At 66.6% G+C, this 16,659-nt stretch carries 14 protein-coding genes; 5 read left to right on the forward strand and 9 right to left on the reverse strand.

What is annotated here, in order from left to right:
* Window positions 1-137 precede the first annotated feature (137 nt).
* Window positions 138-1,796, reverse strand: coding sequence for a thermosome subunit alpha (thsA, locus tag NED97_RS18615; RefSeq protein ID WP_252490657.1), 1,659 nt, complete (start codon window positions 1,794-1,796; stop codon window positions 138-140).
* Window positions 1,797-2,303: 507 nt separating this feature from the next.
* Window positions 2,304-2,870, reverse strand: coding sequence for a KH domain-containing protein (locus tag NED97_RS18620; protein WP_252488502.1), 567 nt, complete (start codon window positions 2,868-2,870; stop codon window positions 2,304-2,306).
* An 87-nt stretch (window positions 2,871-2,957) separates the two neighbouring features.
* Here NED97_RS18620 and NED97_RS18625 point away from each other — a divergent pair, with 87 nt between their 5' ends.
* Complete coding sequence (locus NED97_RS18625) at window positions 2,958-3,719, forward strand: proteasome assembly chaperone family protein (protein ID WP_252488503.1); 762 nt, start codon at window positions 2,958-2,960, stop codon at window positions 3,717-3,719.
* A gap of 16 nt (window positions 3,720-3,735) precedes the next feature.
* Here NED97_RS18625 and NED97_RS18630 read toward each other — a convergent pair whose 3' ends face one another.
* From NED97_RS18630 to rio1, 4 genes are all read right to left on the reverse strand, one after another.
* On the reverse strand, window positions 3,736-4,164 hold the full coding sequence (locus NED97_RS18630) for a hypothetical protein (protein WP_252488504.1): 429 nt from the start codon (window positions 4,162-4,164) through the stop codon (window positions 3,736-3,738).
* A 163-nt stretch (window positions 4,165-4,327) separates the two neighbouring features.
* On the reverse strand, window positions 4,328-4,831 hold the full coding sequence (locus NED97_RS18635) for a YfcE family phosphodiesterase (protein ID WP_252488505.1): 504 nt from the start codon (window positions 4,829-4,831) through the stop codon (window positions 4,328-4,330).
* A gap of 73 nt (window positions 4,832-4,904) precedes the next feature.
* Window positions 4,905-6,134 carry a tryptophan--tRNA ligase gene (locus NED97_RS18640; protein ID WP_252488506.1) on the reverse strand — a complete coding sequence of 410 codons (1,230 nt, stop codon included), beginning with the start codon at window positions 6,132-6,134 and terminating at the stop codon, window positions 4,905-4,907.
* Window positions 6,135-6,341: 207 nt separating this feature from the next.
* Entirely contained in the window at window positions 6,342-7,217 is an 876-nt protein-coding gene (gene rio1 / locus NED97_RS18645) for a serine/threonine-protein kinase Rio1 (protein ID WP_252488507.1), read from the reverse strand.
* A 238-nt stretch (window positions 7,218-7,455) separates the two neighbouring features.
* On the opposite strand from rio1, the gene NED97_RS18650 reads away from it, so the two are divergent.
* From NED97_RS18650 to ligA, 3 genes are all read left to right on the forward strand, one after another.
* A complete protein-coding gene (locus tag NED97_RS18650) occupies window positions 7,456-8,871 on the forward strand; it encodes a selenium-binding family protein (RefSeq protein WP_252488508.1) in 1,416 nt (471 codons plus the stop codon).
* A gap of 8 nt (window positions 8,872-8,879) precedes the next feature.
* A complete protein-coding gene (locus NED97_RS18655) occupies window positions 8,880-9,257 on the forward strand; it encodes a 2Fe-2S iron-sulfur cluster-binding protein (RefSeq protein WP_252488509.1) in 378 nt (125 codons plus the stop codon).
* Window positions 9,258-9,352: 95 nt separating this feature from the next.
* Window positions 9,353-11,437 carry an NAD-dependent DNA ligase LigA gene (gene ligA / locus NED97_RS18660; RefSeq protein WP_252488510.1) on the forward strand — a complete coding sequence of 695 codons (2,085 nt, stop codon included), beginning with the start codon at window positions 9,353-9,355 and terminating at the stop codon, window positions 11,435-11,437.
* Between the two features lie 229 nt (window positions 11,438-11,666).
* On the opposite strand, the gene NED97_RS18665 is transcribed toward ligA, so the two are convergent.
* From NED97_RS18665 to NED97_RS18675, 3 genes are all read right to left on the reverse strand, one after another.
* Entirely contained in the window at window positions 11,667-12,644 is a 978-nt protein-coding gene (locus NED97_RS18665; protein ID WP_252488511.1) for an ArsA family ATPase, read from the reverse strand.
* Between the two features lie 114 nt (window positions 12,645-12,758).
* Entirely contained in the window at window positions 12,759-13,724 is a 966-nt protein-coding gene (locus tag NED97_RS18670; RefSeq protein ID WP_252488512.1) for an ABC transporter permease, read from the reverse strand.
* Entirely contained in the window at window positions 13,721-14,641 is a 921-nt protein-coding gene (locus NED97_RS18675; protein WP_252488513.1) for an ABC transporter ATP-binding protein, read from the reverse strand. Before NED97_RS18675 ends, NED97_RS18670 begins: the two co-directional genes overlap by 4 nt.
* 260 nt (window positions 14,642-14,901) lie before the next feature.
* Between NED97_RS18675 and NED97_RS18680 the strand changes: the two genes are divergently transcribed.
* Window positions 14,902-16,620 (forward strand): outer membrane protein assembly factor BamB family protein, encoded by a 1,719-nt coding sequence (locus tag NED97_RS18680; RefSeq protein ID WP_252488514.1) that lies wholly within the window; start codon window positions 14,902-14,904, stop codon window positions 16,618-16,620.
* Window positions 16,621-16,659 lie beyond the last annotated feature (39 nt).

A 16,659-nucleotide genomic window follows, 5' to 3' on the forward strand; every position in this document is an offset into this window, starting at 1 on the left:
ATATGGGCCGACTCGAGCGGTGAACGACGGCTCGAGCGGAAGAATCGCCCGATCCGAAAGAGCGGGAGCGCTCCGTGCTCTTTCGAAGATTCTGTCGAGGGTGCGCCGGAGGCGCACGTACGGTGCGGAAGGTCGGCCTACATCATGCCGCCCATACCGCCGCCCATGCCGCCCATGCCGCCACCCATGCCGCCGCCGGGTGGCATCTCCTCGTCATCGTCGTCGTCGGCAACCGCGAGGTCGCCGGCGGCGATGACGTCGTCGATGCGCAGCAGCATGACGGCCGCTTCGGTAGCGGACTCGATCGCCTGGGTCTTCACGCGCAGCGGCTCGTAGACGCCTTCCTCGCTCATGTCGATGGTGTCGCCGGTGAAGGCGTCCAGTCCGGACGCCGTGTCGCCGGCGTCGTGGTCGGCGCGCAGCTCGACCAGCGAGTCGATGGGGTCGAGACCGGCGTTCTCCGCGAGGGTTCGCGGGATGACCTCGAGTGCGTCCGCGAAGGCCTCGACGGCCAGCTGCTCGCGGCCGCCGACGGAGTCGGCGTAGTTACGCAGGGCGAGCGAGAGCTCGACTTCGGGTGCGCCGCCGCCGGCGAGGACCTTACCGTCCTCGAGGGTGGTGCGCACGACGCCGAGGGAGTCCTCGATGGCGCGGTCGACCTCGTCGATGACGTGCTCGGTGCCGCCGCGAAGGATGAGGGTGACGGCCTTCGCGTCGTCGACGTCCTCGACGAAGATGCGCTGGTCGCCGGCGATCTCCTTCTGGGCGACGTTGCCGGCGAAGCCGAGGTCGTCCTCGGTGAGGTCGTCGACGCTCGTGACGGGCGTGGCGCCGGTCGCGCGGGCCAGCTGGGACTGGTCGCTGGACTTGACGCGACGGACGGCGATGATGCCCTCCTGGGCGAGGTAGTGCTGGGCCATGTCGTCGATGCCGCCGTCGACGAAGACGACGTCGGCGCCGGCGTCGGCGACCTTCCCGGCCATCTCCTGGAGCTGCTGTTCTTCCTGCTCGAGGAACTGCTCGAGCTGGTCGGGGTCGGTGACGTTGACCTCGGCGTCGATCTCCGTCTCCTTGATCTCGAGGTCGCCGTCGACGATCGCAACCGACGCGTCCTCGGCGAAGTACGGCATGTTCTCCGAGACGCGTTCTTTGTCGACGATGACGCCCTCGACGAGTTCGGAGTTCTCGATCGAGCCGCCGACGACCTTCTCGACCTTGATGTTGTCCGTGTCGACCTCGTCGTCGTCCGCGACGGACTGGACGGCGTCGACGACGAGCCCCGCGAGCAGGTCGCGGGCGCTCTCCGCACCCTTGCCGGTCATCGCCGTAGCGGCGATCTGCTGGAGGATCTCCTCGTCGTCCTCGTCGACGTCGATCGCGATCTCCTCGAGGGCGTCCGTGGCCTCCTCGGCGGCCTGGCGGTACCCCTGGGCGAGGGTCGTCGCGTGGATGTCCTGGTCGAGGAGGTCCTCGGCCTGGCTGAGGAGTTCGCCGGCGATGACGACGGCGCTGGTGGTGCCGTCACCGACCTCGTCCTCCTGAGTCTCGGCGACTTCGACGATCATGTCCGCCGCCGGGTGGTCGATTTCCATCTCCGAGAGGAGGGTCACACCGTCGTTGGTGACGATGACGTTGCCCGACGAATCGACGAGCATCTTGTCCATCCCCTTCGGTCCGAGCGTCGTTCGTACCGACTCGGCGACGGCCTTTCCGGCCTGAACGTTCATCGACTGCGCGTCTTTACCGGAGGTTCGCTGGCTGTCCTCCGAGAGAACGATAAGGGGCTGGTTGCCCATCTGCTGTTGAGCCATAGTCACCCGAAGGATTGATTGTTATTCTATATAAAAGTTTCGTAACCGGCCCGCTCGAGGCGTGCGAATGGTTTACAGTCAGGCGGTCCTGCTGGCCCGTTGAAGGTGTATTATAATCGCTGTAGCCAGCCGATGAAGCGAGTTCGCTGAGGGTCGGTTAAGTAGGAGTCGTCCCGAAAAGCAATCGGGGTAGTGTATCCGGTTCGAACGGGAGGAGCCGACCCGAACCGGTTCCCGGCCCGACGACGCCGACATTGCCCTCCCGGCGTTCGAGATTTCGGATCGCTTCCAGCGACTTCCGTGACGATTTCGAATCGGGAAACCGACCGGCTCTCGGGCGGCACGGTCGGCCGCCCGTTCGATCGGTGCGTCCACTGCAGGGGCAGACCGTAGCTCGAAGATGTGCCACGGACCCGCCGCTCACGGGGTACAGTCACTGCAGGAAATGCATCTGCGACCGGTCGTCGAGAGGAGGGTGTTTCGAGGGTCGACTCAGACCTGCTCTTCGCCCGATCCAGGGTACCGGTGGTACTGCATGCCCTGGTGTTTCATCTCGTTGTGTCGCTCCTCGAGGAACGAGTAGACGGCGCCGTGTGGCGCTCCGTCCAGGAGCATCTCGGCGGCGCTGCGGACGGCGTCGACCTGGGGTGGCGTACCGATGATCCCGAGCGTCGAGCCGTAGATGACGACGTCGGCGCCAGAGAGTTCCTCCATGAGTTCTCGGGTGCGGCCACCCTCCCCGATGAGCCGGCCCTTCTTTCGCTTCATGTCGTTCGTGTTGCGCGCGGCGGCGTCGATGTCGACGAGGTCGAAGAGGATCATGTCGTCCTCGAGCAACTGCAGTGCTTCCTCGGGCGGGAAGCCACGGCCGATCGCACGAACGATCTCCGGGCCCTTGAGGCCGCGAACGGGGTCGCCAACTGTCTCGACGGCGACGGATCCGTTCTCCGAGTCGATGTCCAATCGGACCTCGGCTTCCGCCTCGATTTCGCGCATCGTCTCGCCGCCCTCACCGATGAGAACGCCGATGCGGTCCTGCGGAATCTTCACGTGCTTCATACCCCACGGTACTCGCCGGGCGAGGTTAAGACCTTTGTCCGTGATCAGCAGTGGAACAACTATGATCCGCTCCGACGTACGCACCCTATGACGAGTGAACCGCGATACGAGGTCGCCGTCTCGAGCGACGAATCGCTCGAGGGAACGCTCGTAGTCGGCCTCTCGAACGTCGGACTCGCAGGCCTCACCGCCGTCGATCACCTGGTCCACCGGCACGAGTTCGAGCAGATCGGTCACGTTCGGGCCCGAAACTTTCCGACGAGCACGCCGTTCAAAGACGGAACCCCGCGACAGCCGATCCGGCTCTACGCGGCCCCGGAGCACGACTGCTACGTCCTCACCAGCGAGACCGTCGTCCCGGTGTGGACCGCGCCGACGTTCGCGGACGCCGTCCAGAATTTCGTCGCCTCGAGCGAACTCGAGGAGATCACGGTCTTTCACGGCGTGCCGGTTCCGCACGGGCCCGACGAACACGCGCTCTTCTTCGTCGCGACCCCCGAGTATCGAGCGCGGCGACTCGACGACACCGAGATCGCACCGCTCGGCGGGGGCGTCCTCGACGGCGTTCCCGGCGAGTTCGCGAACCGGAGTCTGAGCGGCGAGCTTCCGCCGGTAGGGACGCTCGTCACGCCGATCCACCCGCCGGGACCGGACTTCGACGCGGCCCTTCGATTCCTTGCGTTTCTTCGGGAGCAGTACGGACTGGCGATCGAGGACGAACAGCTTCGCGAACGCTCCGAGGCGATGAGTCGGTACTACGACGAGCTCGCGGACCGGATCGAGACCCTCGGGTCGGATGGACTCGCACCGAGCGATCGGAACCTCCCCGTCGATCGGATGTTCATGTGAGAGGTGACGAACGACGTTACGGCTGCCGGGAACGAGCGACCGCCTCGCCGAGTCGCGGGAACGAAAGCGTCGCCAGGGCCGCGACGACGAACGCGACTACGAGCGAGAGCGTCGGCGTCCCGACCGCGGTCGCGACCACCACGCCGCCGGGGGCCGCCGCGAGGAAGACGGCGTTGTAGTACACCAGTCGCAGGCCGATCAACGAAGGAGAGAACGTCACCCAGCCGAGGGTCTCCGTTCCCAGCGGGCGGATCGATCCGCCGCGAACGAGGGCCCCCCCGAAGACCATCGTCGTCCACGCGACCAGCGCGGCCGCCGTCACGCCGTAATTTCCACCCGTACCGGTCGTCGCGATGTACATCAGTACCGGCAGTCCGAGGATCGAAACTTCTCCGAAGATGGACGCGACGTCGTGGAGAAAACAGCCGAACCGGCTCTTCTCCATGCTCGCTATCGACCCGTATCCGTACCAGGACTGTCGTCTTCGGGTGTAGGCGGGGCGCGTCCGCCTTCCGGGCGGACGATCGCGGCGATCTCGGCCCATGTCGGTCGCAACGGCTACCGCAGATAAATAGCCGGTGACTCGCTGCAAGCCGAGTATCCTCCGACTACTCGAGGACGGACCGGAACCGAACCGACTCCGAGAGCGTGTCGATGACAGCGACCGTTCGATGGTCGTCGTCGACGGTCGGGAAGTGGGCACCGGGGTTGAGCACCGTCGTTCGCCCCACCTCGGTGTGGTCGCGCTGATGGTGGTGGCCGTAGCAGACGAAGTCGTACTCTTCGGCCGCGGCGAGCGCCTCGACCTCCGCTTTCGATTCGCCGTGGAGCGCCGCGAAGGAGAGGCCGTCGAACTCGAGGGTTGCGAATCGGCCGTGGAGCGCGCTCTCCCCGCCGAGAGCGTCGAACCCCGCCTCGAGGCCGGAGATCTCGCCGTCGTTGTTCCCGAGAACGCCGTGGAGTTCGAACCCGTCGAAGGAGGGGAGCACCGGCGGCGCGACGAAGTCGCCGCAGTGGACGACGACCTCGACGCCCTCCTCCTCGAAGATCTGGCCCGCTCGCTCGGCCGCCGCGACGTTGTCGTGGGTGTCGGAGACGATGCCGATATTCATACGTAGTCGCGCGCGGGCGAGCCACTAAGACGTTCGGGAGGGAGAAGAGGAGAGAAGAAGCGAATTGCGGCGGTTACGTCCGCAGCGACGCCGGAACGCCGGCGGACTCGAGCGCCGTCCGTCGCTCTTCGGCGGTCAACCGGTAGGGCTCGAGTTCGTCCGCGAGCGGTCCGAGGGCCGCCCGACGGCGCTGGTGTTCGGCGAGGAAGTCGGTGATTCGCTCGATCGCGATCCCCTTCAGCTCGGCGCTGAGCAGGTCGCCGGACCGATACTCGCGAGCGAGGCGCTCGAGTTCGTCGTCGTCCGCCTCGAAGAAGTATCGGAGGTACCGGAACGGAACGTCGACCGACGGGTCGCCGCCTCGCTCGCGGTGTTCCTCGAGCGTCGCCCGGCCGCCGGTGTAGGCGCGGGTTCGGATCGTCTCGGCGACGGTCTCGGGATCGTCGGTGAGTGCAATCGACGCCGAATCGCCGGAGGAACTCATCTTTCCGGGCCCCTCGAGTCCCGGGAGGAAGCGACCGAGCAGGGCACCCGGCTTCTCGACGGGCAGGGCCCCCTTCGCCGCGACGTCGCGGCAGATCCGCACGTGCGGATCCTGGTCGACGGCGATGGGAACCAGCGTCGGCTGGCGACCCGAAACGAGTTGCGGAAGCAGGAGGTGCGTCGCCTGCACGGCGGGGTAGAACTGCAGTCCGACGGTATCCTGCTCGCCGTAGACGGCCTCGACGGTTGCGGGCGTGAGGTGTTTCGCGAGGCGAACGGCGATCGGATAGATGACGTCCGCGTCCGCGGAATCGACGACGATCCGCGTCCGGTCGGGATCGAGGCCGACGGCGAGGATATCCCGCAGGTTCTCGCGGGTGTGCTCGCCGATCTCCGCGAACGACCGGTCCTTCGCGAGGAACTTCTCGTCGTCCGAGAGAGGGACGGTGACGGTCGCGCCCGTCTCCTGCTGGAAGCGCTTCGCGAGATAGAGCGGCAGAGCGTGGCCGAGGTGCATCGGACCGGACGGTCCCCTGCCGGTGACGACGGCGTGGGGAGCGCCCGATTCGGCGGCCTCGAGATAGCGATCGACGCCCCGTCCGGCGTAGAACGTCCGCCGGCGGATCGCCGGATGATCGGGCAGGCGGTCGATCTGCTCGTCGGTGAGGGGGTCGGCACCGAAGCGCTCGAGCAGTTTCGCATAGTCGACGTCGCCTTCGACGTCGTACGGCGTAACGGTGAAGTCGTCGGCGGCAGTCGTGTCGTCGACGTCGGCAATCGTACGGTCGGTTCTGTCGGTCGAATCGGTCGGGTTCGGCATTCTATTTCGAATTCGATGGCGGCGGCTGACCCGCGATACGTGGAGAAGAACGGAGGGAGCGCCCGTCGCCGCGGCCGCCGGGTTAGGCCGCGTCGCCCGCGGTGACGAGACTGTTCGCTCTCGAGACGTCCCGGCGCCAGTGCCACTCGAGAGCGGACGGCATCGAGTAACCAGTGTCGCGCGGCGATAACAAGCGTTTCGGCCGGCTCAGTCTCGAGACGGATCCGGATCCGGATCCGTCACGAACTCGAGCAACTCGTCGGGATCGGTCTCGAGTCCCTGCCGGGAGAAGAAGTTCGCGACGTTCTCGCAGTCCCGCTCGAGGAAGGTGCGGCTGTTGGGATGGTGGACGGTCACGGCCTGGCCGAGGTCGATGACGACGAGCTGGCCCTCGTCGAAGACGACGTTGTACTCGCTCAGGTCGCCGTGGATCAGCCCCGCCGAGTAGAGTCGGCGCATGTACTCGCGCATGACCTCGTAGGCGGTCTGTGGGTTCTCGATGTGGACCTCGCCGAGGCGCTTCGCGCGGCCCTCGTCGTCGCCGATGTACTCCATCACGAGGACGTTGCGCTCGGTCGCGATCGGCTCCGGCACCCGGACGCCCGCCCGGGCCGCCCGTCCGAGGTTGGCGTACTCCTTTTTGGTCCAGGCGAGGACGACGTCCTTCTTCTTGCCCCCTAGGCCCTCGAAGCGCGGATCGCCCTCGAGGTAGTCGCGCATCTGCCGGAAGTTCGAGGCGTTGATCCGGTAGACCTTGACGGCGACGTCGCGGTCGTCGCCGAGCGCGTGGTAGACGTTCGCCTCCTTGCCGGTCGAGAGCGGGCCGCCGAAGGCCTCGACGTAGCCGTCCTGGACCAGTTTGTACAGCGCCGCCAGCGTCGCATCGTCGAACACCGACTGCTCGACCTTGAACTGGTCGGCGTCCTTGATCCGCTCTTCGAACTGCTCGAACTTCCGATCGCGCTTGCGGGCGATTCGATCGGCTTCGGTGTCCGAGACGTCGATCTCCTCCCACTCGTCCCCCGGCGTCTCGGCTTCCTCGAGATCGACCAGTCCGTACTCCGATTCCGGTCCCTGTTCCATCTACTCGGTCCTACTCGCTCTGGCGGGTAAAGTACTGGGTATCCTCTACCCGAGCCCGGGTCGCGTCGCCGCTTACCGCGACGGCGTTCGACGTCGGCTCTCCCGAGACTCCGTCGAGATGCCGAGAACAACCGTCGGCCGCGTCAGTTTGTCGACCCCGTTTACTCGCCCGAACCGGGTCGGTGTAGCCCCCGCACAGACTTATGTGCAGGTTCGTGGTCAGAAGATCTGCAGAACTATGAGTGACGTTAACACGCCAAGTGACGGGGAACCGGACCAGGATCACGACCACGCACATCACGACCACGACCACGAGGGGCCCGGCTACGCGACGCCCCAGGCCGCCATCGAGGAAGGAGGACGGGAGGAACTCGCCTACGTGATGAGCCTCTACGTCGGCACGGACGTCGACGCGCCCGACTTCGTAGCGGTCGTCGACCTCGATCCCGACTCCGACACCCACGGAGAGATCCTCGACCAGGTCGAGCTACCCAACCGCGGCGACGAACTTCACCACTTCGGCTGGAACGCCTGTTCCTCCTCGTGTCACGTGGAGGGTCTCGAGCGCCGGCACCTGATCGTCCCCGGTCAGCGCTCCTCGCGGATCCACGTGATCGACGCGAAGGATCGGCGGAACCCGGAACTGGTCGAGGTGATCGAACCTGAGGAGGTCTTCGAGCACGACCTCTCCGCACCGCATACCGTCCACTGCATTCCGGACGGGGAGATCCTAATCAGCATGCTCGGGGACGCCGACGGCGAGCTTCCGGGCGGGTTCCTCGAACTGAACGACGACTTCGAGATCGAAGGGCGGTGGGAGCCGCCGGGCGAGGTCGAGATGAACTACGACTACTGGTACCAGCCCCGGCACAACGTGATGGTTTCCAGCGAGTGGGCCGCGCCGAAGACCTACTACCCGGGGTTCGACATCGAGGACGTCGAGGCGGGCAACTACGGCCAGAAGATCCACTTCTGGGACTGGGAGGAGGGCACCGTCGAGCAGACCATCGACCTCGGCGAGGAGGGAATGATCCCGCTCGAGGTGCGCTTCCTCCACACGCCGGAATCGACCCACGGGTTCGTCGGCGCCGCGCTCTCGTCGAATATTTTCCACTTCTGGTGGGACGACGAGGGGGACGAGTACCGCGCCGAGAAGGTGATCGACTTCGAGAGCCGAGAGCACGACGACTGGGACATGCCGGTTCCCGCCCTGCCGACCGACATCCTGATTTCGATGGACGATCGCTATCTGTTCGGCTCGAACTGGCTCCACGGCGAGGTCTGGATGTACGACGTCTCTGACCCCGCGAACCCGCGCCGGGCCGACTCGCTCTCGGTCGGCGGCACCTTCGGCGAGGTCCAGGAAGTCCAGGGCCGCGAACTGGCCGCCGGCCCGCAGATGATTCAGCTCTCGCTGGACGGCGAACGGCTCTACTGGACCACCTCGCTGTTCTCGTCGTGGGACAACCAGTTCTACCCCGAGGAGGGTGAACGGGGATCGGTGATGCTGAAAGCCGACGTCGACCCGCGAAAGGGCACCCTCGAACTCGACGAGGACTTCCTCGTCGACTGGGGAGAGTGTCCGGCAGGGCCGGCCCGCGCACACGAGATCCGGTGGCCCGACGGCGACTGCACGAGCGACGTCTGGCAGTGAGCCGAGCGATGGCTCGCTACGAAGTCGCCCTCGACTGGGTCGGCGGTCCGAGTCGGACGATCGACGTCGACGAGAACGAGACGGTGCTCGAGGCGTCCCAGCGGACCGGCCGCTCCTTGCCGTACGGCTGCCGCACCGGGGCGTGTGGGACCTGTGTGGGACGGCTGCTCGCGATCGACGGGACGGCGGCCGACGACGATGCACGCGACGAGGAGCCGACCAACGTCGCGGACGCGTTCGCCTATCGACGGACGCCGAAAGCGCTGAAGTCACGACACCGAGACGACGGCTACGTGCTCCTGTGTATCGCCGCCCCACGAACGGACTGTCGGATCGCCGTCGGCTCGCGTGTCCAGGCCGAACTGGTGGACAATCCGTGGAAGTGATTCGTCTCGAGTCGGATCGATTCGCTCGCGGCCCCGCTCAACCGAGTCGTCGTCAGTAACGTTAACGGGTGGGAGTGGCTACGCTCGAGCAACGAATGTCCGTCGCCGACGAAAACGTAGACGAAGACAACCCGTACATCCGGGATCCGCCGACCGACTTCGCGCCGGTCGAGGACCTCCCGCCGGAGCGAGCCGAACGGCAGGTCGAACTGCTCCGCGAGGCGATCCGCGAGCACGACCGCCGATACTACGTCGAGAACGAGCCGATCATCGCGGACCGGACCTACGACGCGCTGTTCGCCCGGCTACAGGAACTCGAGGGGGCGTTCGACCTCTCGCATCCCGACAGCCCCACCCGGAGCGTCGGCGGCGAGCCGATCGACGCGTTCGAGACGGTCGAACACGTCGCGCCGATGCTCTCGATCGACCAGAGCGGCGAGGTCGAGAACGTCCGCGAATTTGATTCGCGCGTGCGAAGGGAGGTCGACGAGGTCGACTACGTCTGCGAACCCAAGTTCGACGGCGTCTCGATGGAGTTCGTCTACGAGGACGGCAGCTTGGAGCGCGCGGTCACCCGCGGCGACGGCCGCGAGGGCGACGACGTGACGCGAAACGCCCGGACCATCGGCTCCGTCCCCCAGCGGCTCCACGGCGACTATCCGGAGTTCCTCGCGGTCCGCGGCGAGGTCTACATGCCGAAAGACGCCTTTCAGGAACACAACCGGGAGCGGATCGAACGCGGCGAGGAGCCGTTCGCCAACCCCCGCAACGCGACCGCAGGCACGATCCGACAGCTCGATCCGTCGGTCGTCGCCGACCGGCCCCTCGAGGTCTTCTACTTCGACGTGCTCGAGGCCAGCGAACTCGAGGACAGCCACCGCGAGGAACTCGAGCGCTTCCCCGAGTACGGCCTCCGAACCAACGACCGCGTCGAGGTGGCGGACGACATCGAGGGCGCGATCGACTACCGCGATCGCATGCTCGAGGCCCGCGACGACCTCGGCTACGAGATCGACGGCACCGTCATCAAGGTCGACGACCGCGAAGCCCGCGAGGAGCTGGGACGGACCGCGCGCCACGACCGCTACGCGTTCGCCTACAAGTTCCCCGCACGCGCGGAGGTGACCCCGATCGCCGACGTGGCGGTTCAGATCGGTCGTACCGGCCGGGTCACACCCGTCGCCCTGCTCGAGCCGGTCGACGTCGGCGGCGTGACGGTCTCCCGGGCGAGTCTTCACAACCCGGAGGAGATCGCGGAGAAGAACGTCAACGTGGGCGACACCGTCCGCGTACAACGCGCCGGCGACGTGATCCCGTACGTCGAGGAGGTCGTCGAGAAAGGGAGTACCGGCCATTACGACCTCCCCGACCGCTGCCCCGTCTGTGACAGCGCCATCGAGCGCGACGGGCCGATGGCTTTCTGTACCGGCGGGCTGGCCTGCGACGCCCAGCTTCGGCGGTCGATCGAGTACTACGCGAGCGACGCCGGACTGGATCTAGAGGGGCTGGGCGAGCAGAGCGTCCGCCAGCTCGTGAACGCGGGCCTGCTCGAGTCCGTCGCCGACCTCTACGAACTCGAGCGCGAGGCGCTGACCGCCCTCGAAGGATGGGGTGCGACGAGCGCCGAGAACCTCCTCGCGGAGCTCGAATCCGGCAGGGAGCCGCCGCTGCCGGACTTCCTCTCCGCGCTCGGCATCCCCCACGTCGGGCCGGCGACGGCCCGCGAACTCGCGGGCGAGTTCGGCACGTTCGCGGCGTTCCGGGAGGTCGCCGAGACCGAACCCGAGCGGCTCGAGGGCGTCGACGACGTCGGCGAGACCGTCGCCGGGCAGATCCACGACTTCTTCGCGAGCGAGGCCAACGCCGAGGCCGTCGACGACGTCCTCGAGCACGTCTCGCCCGAGGAGTCCGACCTCGAGACCGGCGGCGACGAGCTCGAGGGCCTGACGTTCGTCTTTACGGGGTCACTCGAAGACGTCACTCGAAGCGAGGCCCAGGAGACCGTCGAGGCCCACGGCGCGAACGCGGCGGGCAGCGTCTCGGGGAACACGGATTACCTCGTCGTCGGGGAGAACCCCGGACAGACGAAGCGCGACGACGCCGAAGCCAACGACGTGCCGATCGTCGACGAGGACGAGTTCCGGGAGCTACTCGCGGAGCGCGGGATCGACCTCGAGTAATCGAACTGGGGAGACGGACACCAGCGGTGGCGCGTGCCGTCTCGCGATGAACGGCGGTGAATCGCGAGACGAAGCCGCGCGAGCGAATCGGCTGGGGAGGACGTGGAATCCCGAGTGCTCGTGCGAGCAGGACGCTCGGATTCACGAACCCAGGCACGTGCGCACGGTTCGAGTTCGTGATCACGTCCCGAGCCACGATTACGGGGAGACGACCGACAGCGTTCCCAACCTATTCCTCTGGAAGCCGTCCGGCGATCGACTCGAGCGCCTCGAGCCCCTGCACCTCGCCCTCGCGTTCCGGAAGCGTGACAACCTCGAGGCCGGGAAACGTCTCCCGAATCTCCCCCACCCGCCGTTCGTGGCGCTCGCGTCGCGACTGACAGCGCGAACAGTCCTCGTCGGGGTTCTCGAGCACCTGGTTTACCACGAGCCGTTCCACCGACACGTCGGCCTCGCGAAGCCGGTCGACGAGCCGCTCCGACTCGGCGATGGCCATCCCCTCGGGGAGCAAGACAACGCGGAACTCGGTCCGCTCGGGATCGACGAGCAGTTCGCGGGCGCGCTCGAGGCGCGCCTGGAACGCGGCGAGGTCGTCTTCCTCCTCCCTGCTTCCGGACATCATCGACATCGGGCCGAGCATCGCGCTCCGGGCCGCGTTCCCGATCCGGCGAACCTGTCCGCGAAGCGAGCGCGCCGTCTCGAGCGCCAGCCCCATCACCTCGGGCGTGTCGAACAGCCTGAGGGTGTGGCCCGTCGGCGCGGTGTCGAAGACGACGACGTCCCACTCCCCCGAGTCGACGAACTCGACGAGCAGGTCCAGCGCAGCGATCTCGTCGCTCCCGGCCGGCGTTCCCGAGGCGAAGAGCCGCTCGATCTCCTCGTCCTCGAGTCGAATGCCCGCCCGGCGGAGGTCGGCGGCCAGCGCCCGGGTCAGGTCCTCGTAGCGTTCCCTGCGCGTCTCCGGATCGATCTCGACGGCCCAGAGCCCGCCCGATTCCGCGGCTGAACCGGTTGCTACGCCGTCGAGATCGAGCGCCGTCGGCTCCGGGCCGAGGTCGGCGTCGAACGAGTCGGCCAGCGAGTGAGCCGGATCCGTCGAGACGACGAGCGTCTCCCGGCCCTCGGCCGCGAGACGGCGGCCGGTCGCCGCCGCGCAGGTCGTCTTGCCGACGCCGCCCTTGCCGCCGTAGAGGATGCAGTCGGTCACGCGCTCGAGTACGCCGCTCGGACACCTAATTCAATTCGCAGGGTGTCTCGAGTATCTCGCCGACTGAGGGGAACGGCGGACTGCAGTAAAACGGGCTCCCGGACGACCGCGGCGTTAGAGGTCGACCCGATCGAACCGGTAGAGCGCGACGGCGATCGGCGCGACGATCCAGAACAGGAGGATCAGGAACGCGAACCAGTCCTGGAGGTAGAACGGGATGTCGCCGCCGAACATGACCTCCTCGAGCTGGACGTCCAGGTCGGACTCCGCGGCACCCGTCACGATCGACAGCGCGTTGTTGTAGGCGTATCCGGGATCGATCGACTCGATGAAGAAGGCCCAGTCGGGCAGCCGTTCGGGTTCGAACGTCTCGCCGTTGAGCGTCATCGTGTACGTCTCGCCCGAGATGTAACCGCGGTCCATCAGGAGCCGAAGGGCCGACATGATGGCGTTCCAGACGATGTAGAAGAGGACGAAGACGCCGACCATCGCCGCTCCCGCGATCGTCGTCGAGCGAGTCAGCGAGGAGAGCGAGACGGCGATGCTCGTGTAGGCGACGCCGTAGAGGATCGACATCGCGAGCAGCCCGAGGTAGTCGGCGATATCGAAGCTCCCGAGCAGCGCGGCGACGATGATCGCCGCGAGGACGAACCCGACGACCAGCGAGAGCGACAGGACGGCCGACCGGCCGATCAGCTTCCCGAGGAGGACGTCCTTCCGCGAGTGGGGAAGCGACAGCAGGATCTTGATGCTGCCGGATTCGCGCTCGCCGGCGATGGCTTTCCAGCCCAGGATCAGCGAGATCAGCGGGAGGATGAGCCGCGTGATCTCGCTGACGAAGACGACGAGCACTTCCGTCGTCACGCCCTGCGCCGCGAGGTCTTCGCCGAAGTACGAGACGACGCCGGTCAGCGCGACCAGCAGCGTGAAGAAGAAGATGCTCAGCCCCCAGAACATCCACGAGCGGACGGAGTCCTGGAAGTCCTTCTTCGCGACGGCGCGGACGCTCTCGAGGTGGATGGAGCTCGCGGATGACGACCGATCGCTCCCACCCGTTCCGGTGCCGGTTTCGGAGCTCATCGAGCCTGCACCTCCGTCGTGTACGAGCGGAAGACGTCGTCGAGCGACGCCTTGGCCGTCGAGAAGTCCCGCACTTCGACGCCGCGGTCCTCGAGTTCACCGAGGACGGCCGTCTTCGATCCCTCGACCTGGACGACCAGCGTCGGGGGCTGTTCGCCCTCGACAACTGCGTTCGAAACGTCCGGCAGCGACCGAACGGCGTGGAGCGCGTCGTCGTCGATCCGGTCGACCGTGACCCGGAGGGTCGTTCCCTCGCTGACGGAGTCCCGGAGCCCCTCGACGGAGTCGACGGCGACCATCTCGCCGTCCCGGAGGATGCCGACGCGGTCACAGACCGCCTCGACCTGCTCCATGATGTGACTCGAGAAGAACACCGTCGCGCCGCGTTCGTTCTCCCGGCGGACGATCTCTCGCATCTCGCGTGCTCCGTTGGGGTCGAGTCCGGTGGAGGGCTCGTCGAGGATCAACAGCTCCGGCTCGCCGACGAGCGCCATCGCCAGCATGAGCCGTTGGGCCATCCCCTTCGAGTAGCCGCCGGCCTTCTTGTCGAGGGCGTCGACCAGGTCGACTCGCTCGAGCAGCCGTACGGGGTCGTCGTCGACGCCCTTGGACTCCATGGCGAACTCGAGGTGTTGGCGAGCGGTGAGTCGTTCGTAGGTCTGGTATCCCTCGGGGAGAACGCCGGTTCTCGAGCGGATCTCCCGACTGTGCGTCTGCGCGTCGAGTCCGAGCACTTCGATCTGACCGGCGGTCGGACGGACGAAATCGAGGAGGGCGTTGATCGTCGTCGACTTCCCGGCGCCGTTCGGGCCGAGAAAGCCGAACACCTCGCCCTCTTCGACCTGAAACGAGAGGTCGTCGAGCGCGAGCGTCTGACCGTACCTCTTGGTCAGGCCGTCGACTGCGATGGCGGGCATGTCTAGCCGTGTGGTCACACCGTCCGCCGATAAGGTTTGTTACTCGAGCGGGAAAATTACGGCCGGCGATTCGGAGAATCATAAGCGTCTCGACCGGTCGGATCGATTGACCGGTCGACCTTGATCGTAACGGCCAAGCCGTCGAATCCAACCGGTCGAAACCGTTCGATTTCGTTTCATTCTCGTTCGCAACAGTTGACGAGGAGATAAGTTCGCATAGTGACCTGATAATAATGAAACTGGTAGGTGTGAAGACCCGCATGTCGGATTGGAACCGACGGTCGGTACTGGCGACTGGTGCAGCGCTTTCGATCAGCGGGTTCGCGTCGATCGGCGCCGGATCCGAGGGGGACGACGCCGCGGGTTTGCCAGATTCGGACGTCGACCCTAACCCGGGGATGGTGGACGAGGATTGGCCGTCGTTCGCCGGCGACGCCGGCCACGCGCGGTTTATCGAAGACGGCCATGAGTTCGACGGCGACGAACTCGAGGTCGCCTGGACCGTCGACGGCGACTCGGTAAGTCACGGAGCCGCAAGTTCGCTGGCGGTCGCCGTCGCCGACGGCACCGTCTACGCGACCGGTCCCGTCGGCGCCTACGACGCGGCCGACGGCTCGCTGCGCTGGGAGAACGACGACCTCGACGTGCACAAGCCGTCGGTCGTCGGCGATACCGTCTACGTGACGGGCGAGGAACTCTACGCGCTCGACGTTTCGGACGGCAGCGTCCGCTGGCAGACCGAGTTCGCACCCGAGGAGCCGATCGAGAGCCAGACGGTCGCCTACGGAGCCGCGTTCGTCGTCGCCGACGGCACGCTGTACGCCCTCGAGGCCGACGACGGTTCGGTCCGGTGGGAGATCGACTCGGTCACCGTCGAAACGGGCGCCGACGAGGACGAAGAGGAGTTCGACTTCCACGCCACTACCGCCGCGGCGAACGGCGTCGTCTACGCCACGGTCGGGGAGAACTGGTCGGGAGCCGGGCTCGCGCTCGAGCCCGAAACCGGCGACGAGATCTGGCGAACTGATCGCTTGGAGAGGGGAAGCTACCAGGTTCGCGCGACGGAGACTGCGGTCCTCCTGGACAGGCTCTCGTACGCTCGACCCATCACCGACGCACAGACGGGCGAGGGAATCGGAAAAGTTCCCTCCGAAGGAGTCGACGCCGTGATCGGCAACGAGCTGTACGCCGGCGGGGGCGACTTCACGTTCAGCGTGGGTCGATTCGACGGTTCCGAGACGGGCGTGGAAGCACAACTTCGCTACAATAACGTCTCGTCCGTCATCAGCGGCGACACCGTCTACGCCTACTTCTACGAGCCGTCCCACCCCGATATCGAGTACGACGAGGATCTGGTCGCCTTTGACACGGACGAGGGCACCGCAAAGTGGGTGCTGGACGGATCGGAGCTGCCGGTCGGACCGATCTGTGCGATCAGCGACGAGACGATCTACGTCGCACACGACGACGAACTCGTCGCGCTCCGCGAACCAACGGACGAAGACGAGGGCGAGGAACAGCCCGACGAGGGAGACGAGGACGACGAGAGCGACGACGAACACGGTGACGGGGACGAACCCGAAGACGGGGGCGGCCAGCAGGAAGGCGAGGACGAAGAGGACGACCAGCAGGAAGACGAAAGCGACGGCGATGAAGACGAGTACGAAGGCGACGAGGACGACTGCCCGTCCGACTGTCCGGACGACGACCCGGCCGGCGGAGACGGATCCGGGGACGACGATGACGAGAGTGAGGTCGGAGACGACGACAGCGACAGCGATTCGGAGATCGGAGACGACGGAGCCGGAGACGAAACGGACGACGAAAGTGGGGACGCCGGAGACGGAAACGAGACGGACGATACCGACGCCGACGACGAAATGCCCGGCTTCACGACCGGCGCCGGACTCGCCGGCGGGGCGGCGACGCTCGAGTGGCTTCGCCGGCGGGCCGACGCGGACGACGAACCGGCCGAGTAACGGAGTTTCGGCTGCGACGATCTCGAGCGGGATCGACGC

Origin of the sequence: Natronococcus sp. CG52, assembly GCF_023913515.1 — an archaeon.
GTDB lineage: Archaea > Halobacteriota > Halobacteria > Halobacteriales > Natrialbaceae > Natronococcus > Natronococcus zhouii.

Excerpts from the sequence above, each read along its gene's own strand:
- NED97_RS18680 (WP_252488514.1), top strand. The coding sequence starts at position 14,902 with ATGTCGGATTGGAACCGACGGTCGGTACTGGCGACTGGTGCAGCGCTT.
- NED97_RS18635 (WP_252488505.1), bottom strand. The coding sequence starts at position 4,831 with ATGAATATCGGCATCGTCTCCGACACCCACGACAACGTCGCGGCGGCC.
- NED97_RS18670 (WP_252488512.1), bottom strand. The coding sequence starts at position 13,724 with ATGAGCTCCGAAACCGGCACCGGAACGGGTGGGAGCGATCGGTCGTCA.
- NED97_RS18675 (WP_252488513.1), bottom strand. The coding sequence starts at position 14,641 with ATGCCCGCCATCGCAGTCGACGGCCTGACCAAGAGGTACGGTCAGACG.
- thsA (WP_252490657.1), bottom strand. The coding sequence starts at position 1,796 with ATGGGCAACCAGCCCCTTATCGTTCTCTCGGAGGACAGCCAGCGAACC.
- NED97_RS18650 (WP_252488508.1), top strand. The coding sequence starts at position 7,456 with ATGAGTGACGTTAACACGCCAAGTGACGGGGAACCGGACCAGGATCAC.
- NED97_RS18640 (WP_252488506.1), bottom strand. The coding sequence starts at position 6,134 with ATGCCGAACCCGACCGATTCGACCGACAGAACCGACCGTACGATTGCC.
- rio1 (WP_252488507.1), bottom strand. The coding sequence starts at position 7,217 with ATGGAACAGGGACCGGAATCGGAGTACGGACTGGTCGATCTCGAGGAA.
- NED97_RS18655 (WP_252488509.1), top strand. The coding sequence starts at position 8,880 with ATGGCTCGCTACGAAGTCGCCCTCGACTGGGTCGGCGGTCCGAGTCGG.
- NED97_RS18625 (WP_252488503.1), top strand. The coding sequence starts at position 2,958 with ATGACGAGTGAACCGCGATACGAGGTCGCCGTCTCGAGCGACGAATCG.
- NED97_RS18620 (WP_252488502.1), bottom strand. The coding sequence starts at position 2,870 with ATGAAGCACGTGAAGATTCCGCAGGACCGCATCGGCGTTCTCATCGGT.
- NED97_RS18630 (WP_252488504.1), bottom strand. The coding sequence starts at position 4,164 with ATGGAGAAGAGCCGGTTCGGCTGTTTTCTCCACGACGTCGCGTCCATC.
- ligA (WP_252488510.1), top strand. The coding sequence starts at position 9,353 with ATGTCCGTCGCCGACGAAAACGTAGACGAAGACAACCCGTACATCCGG.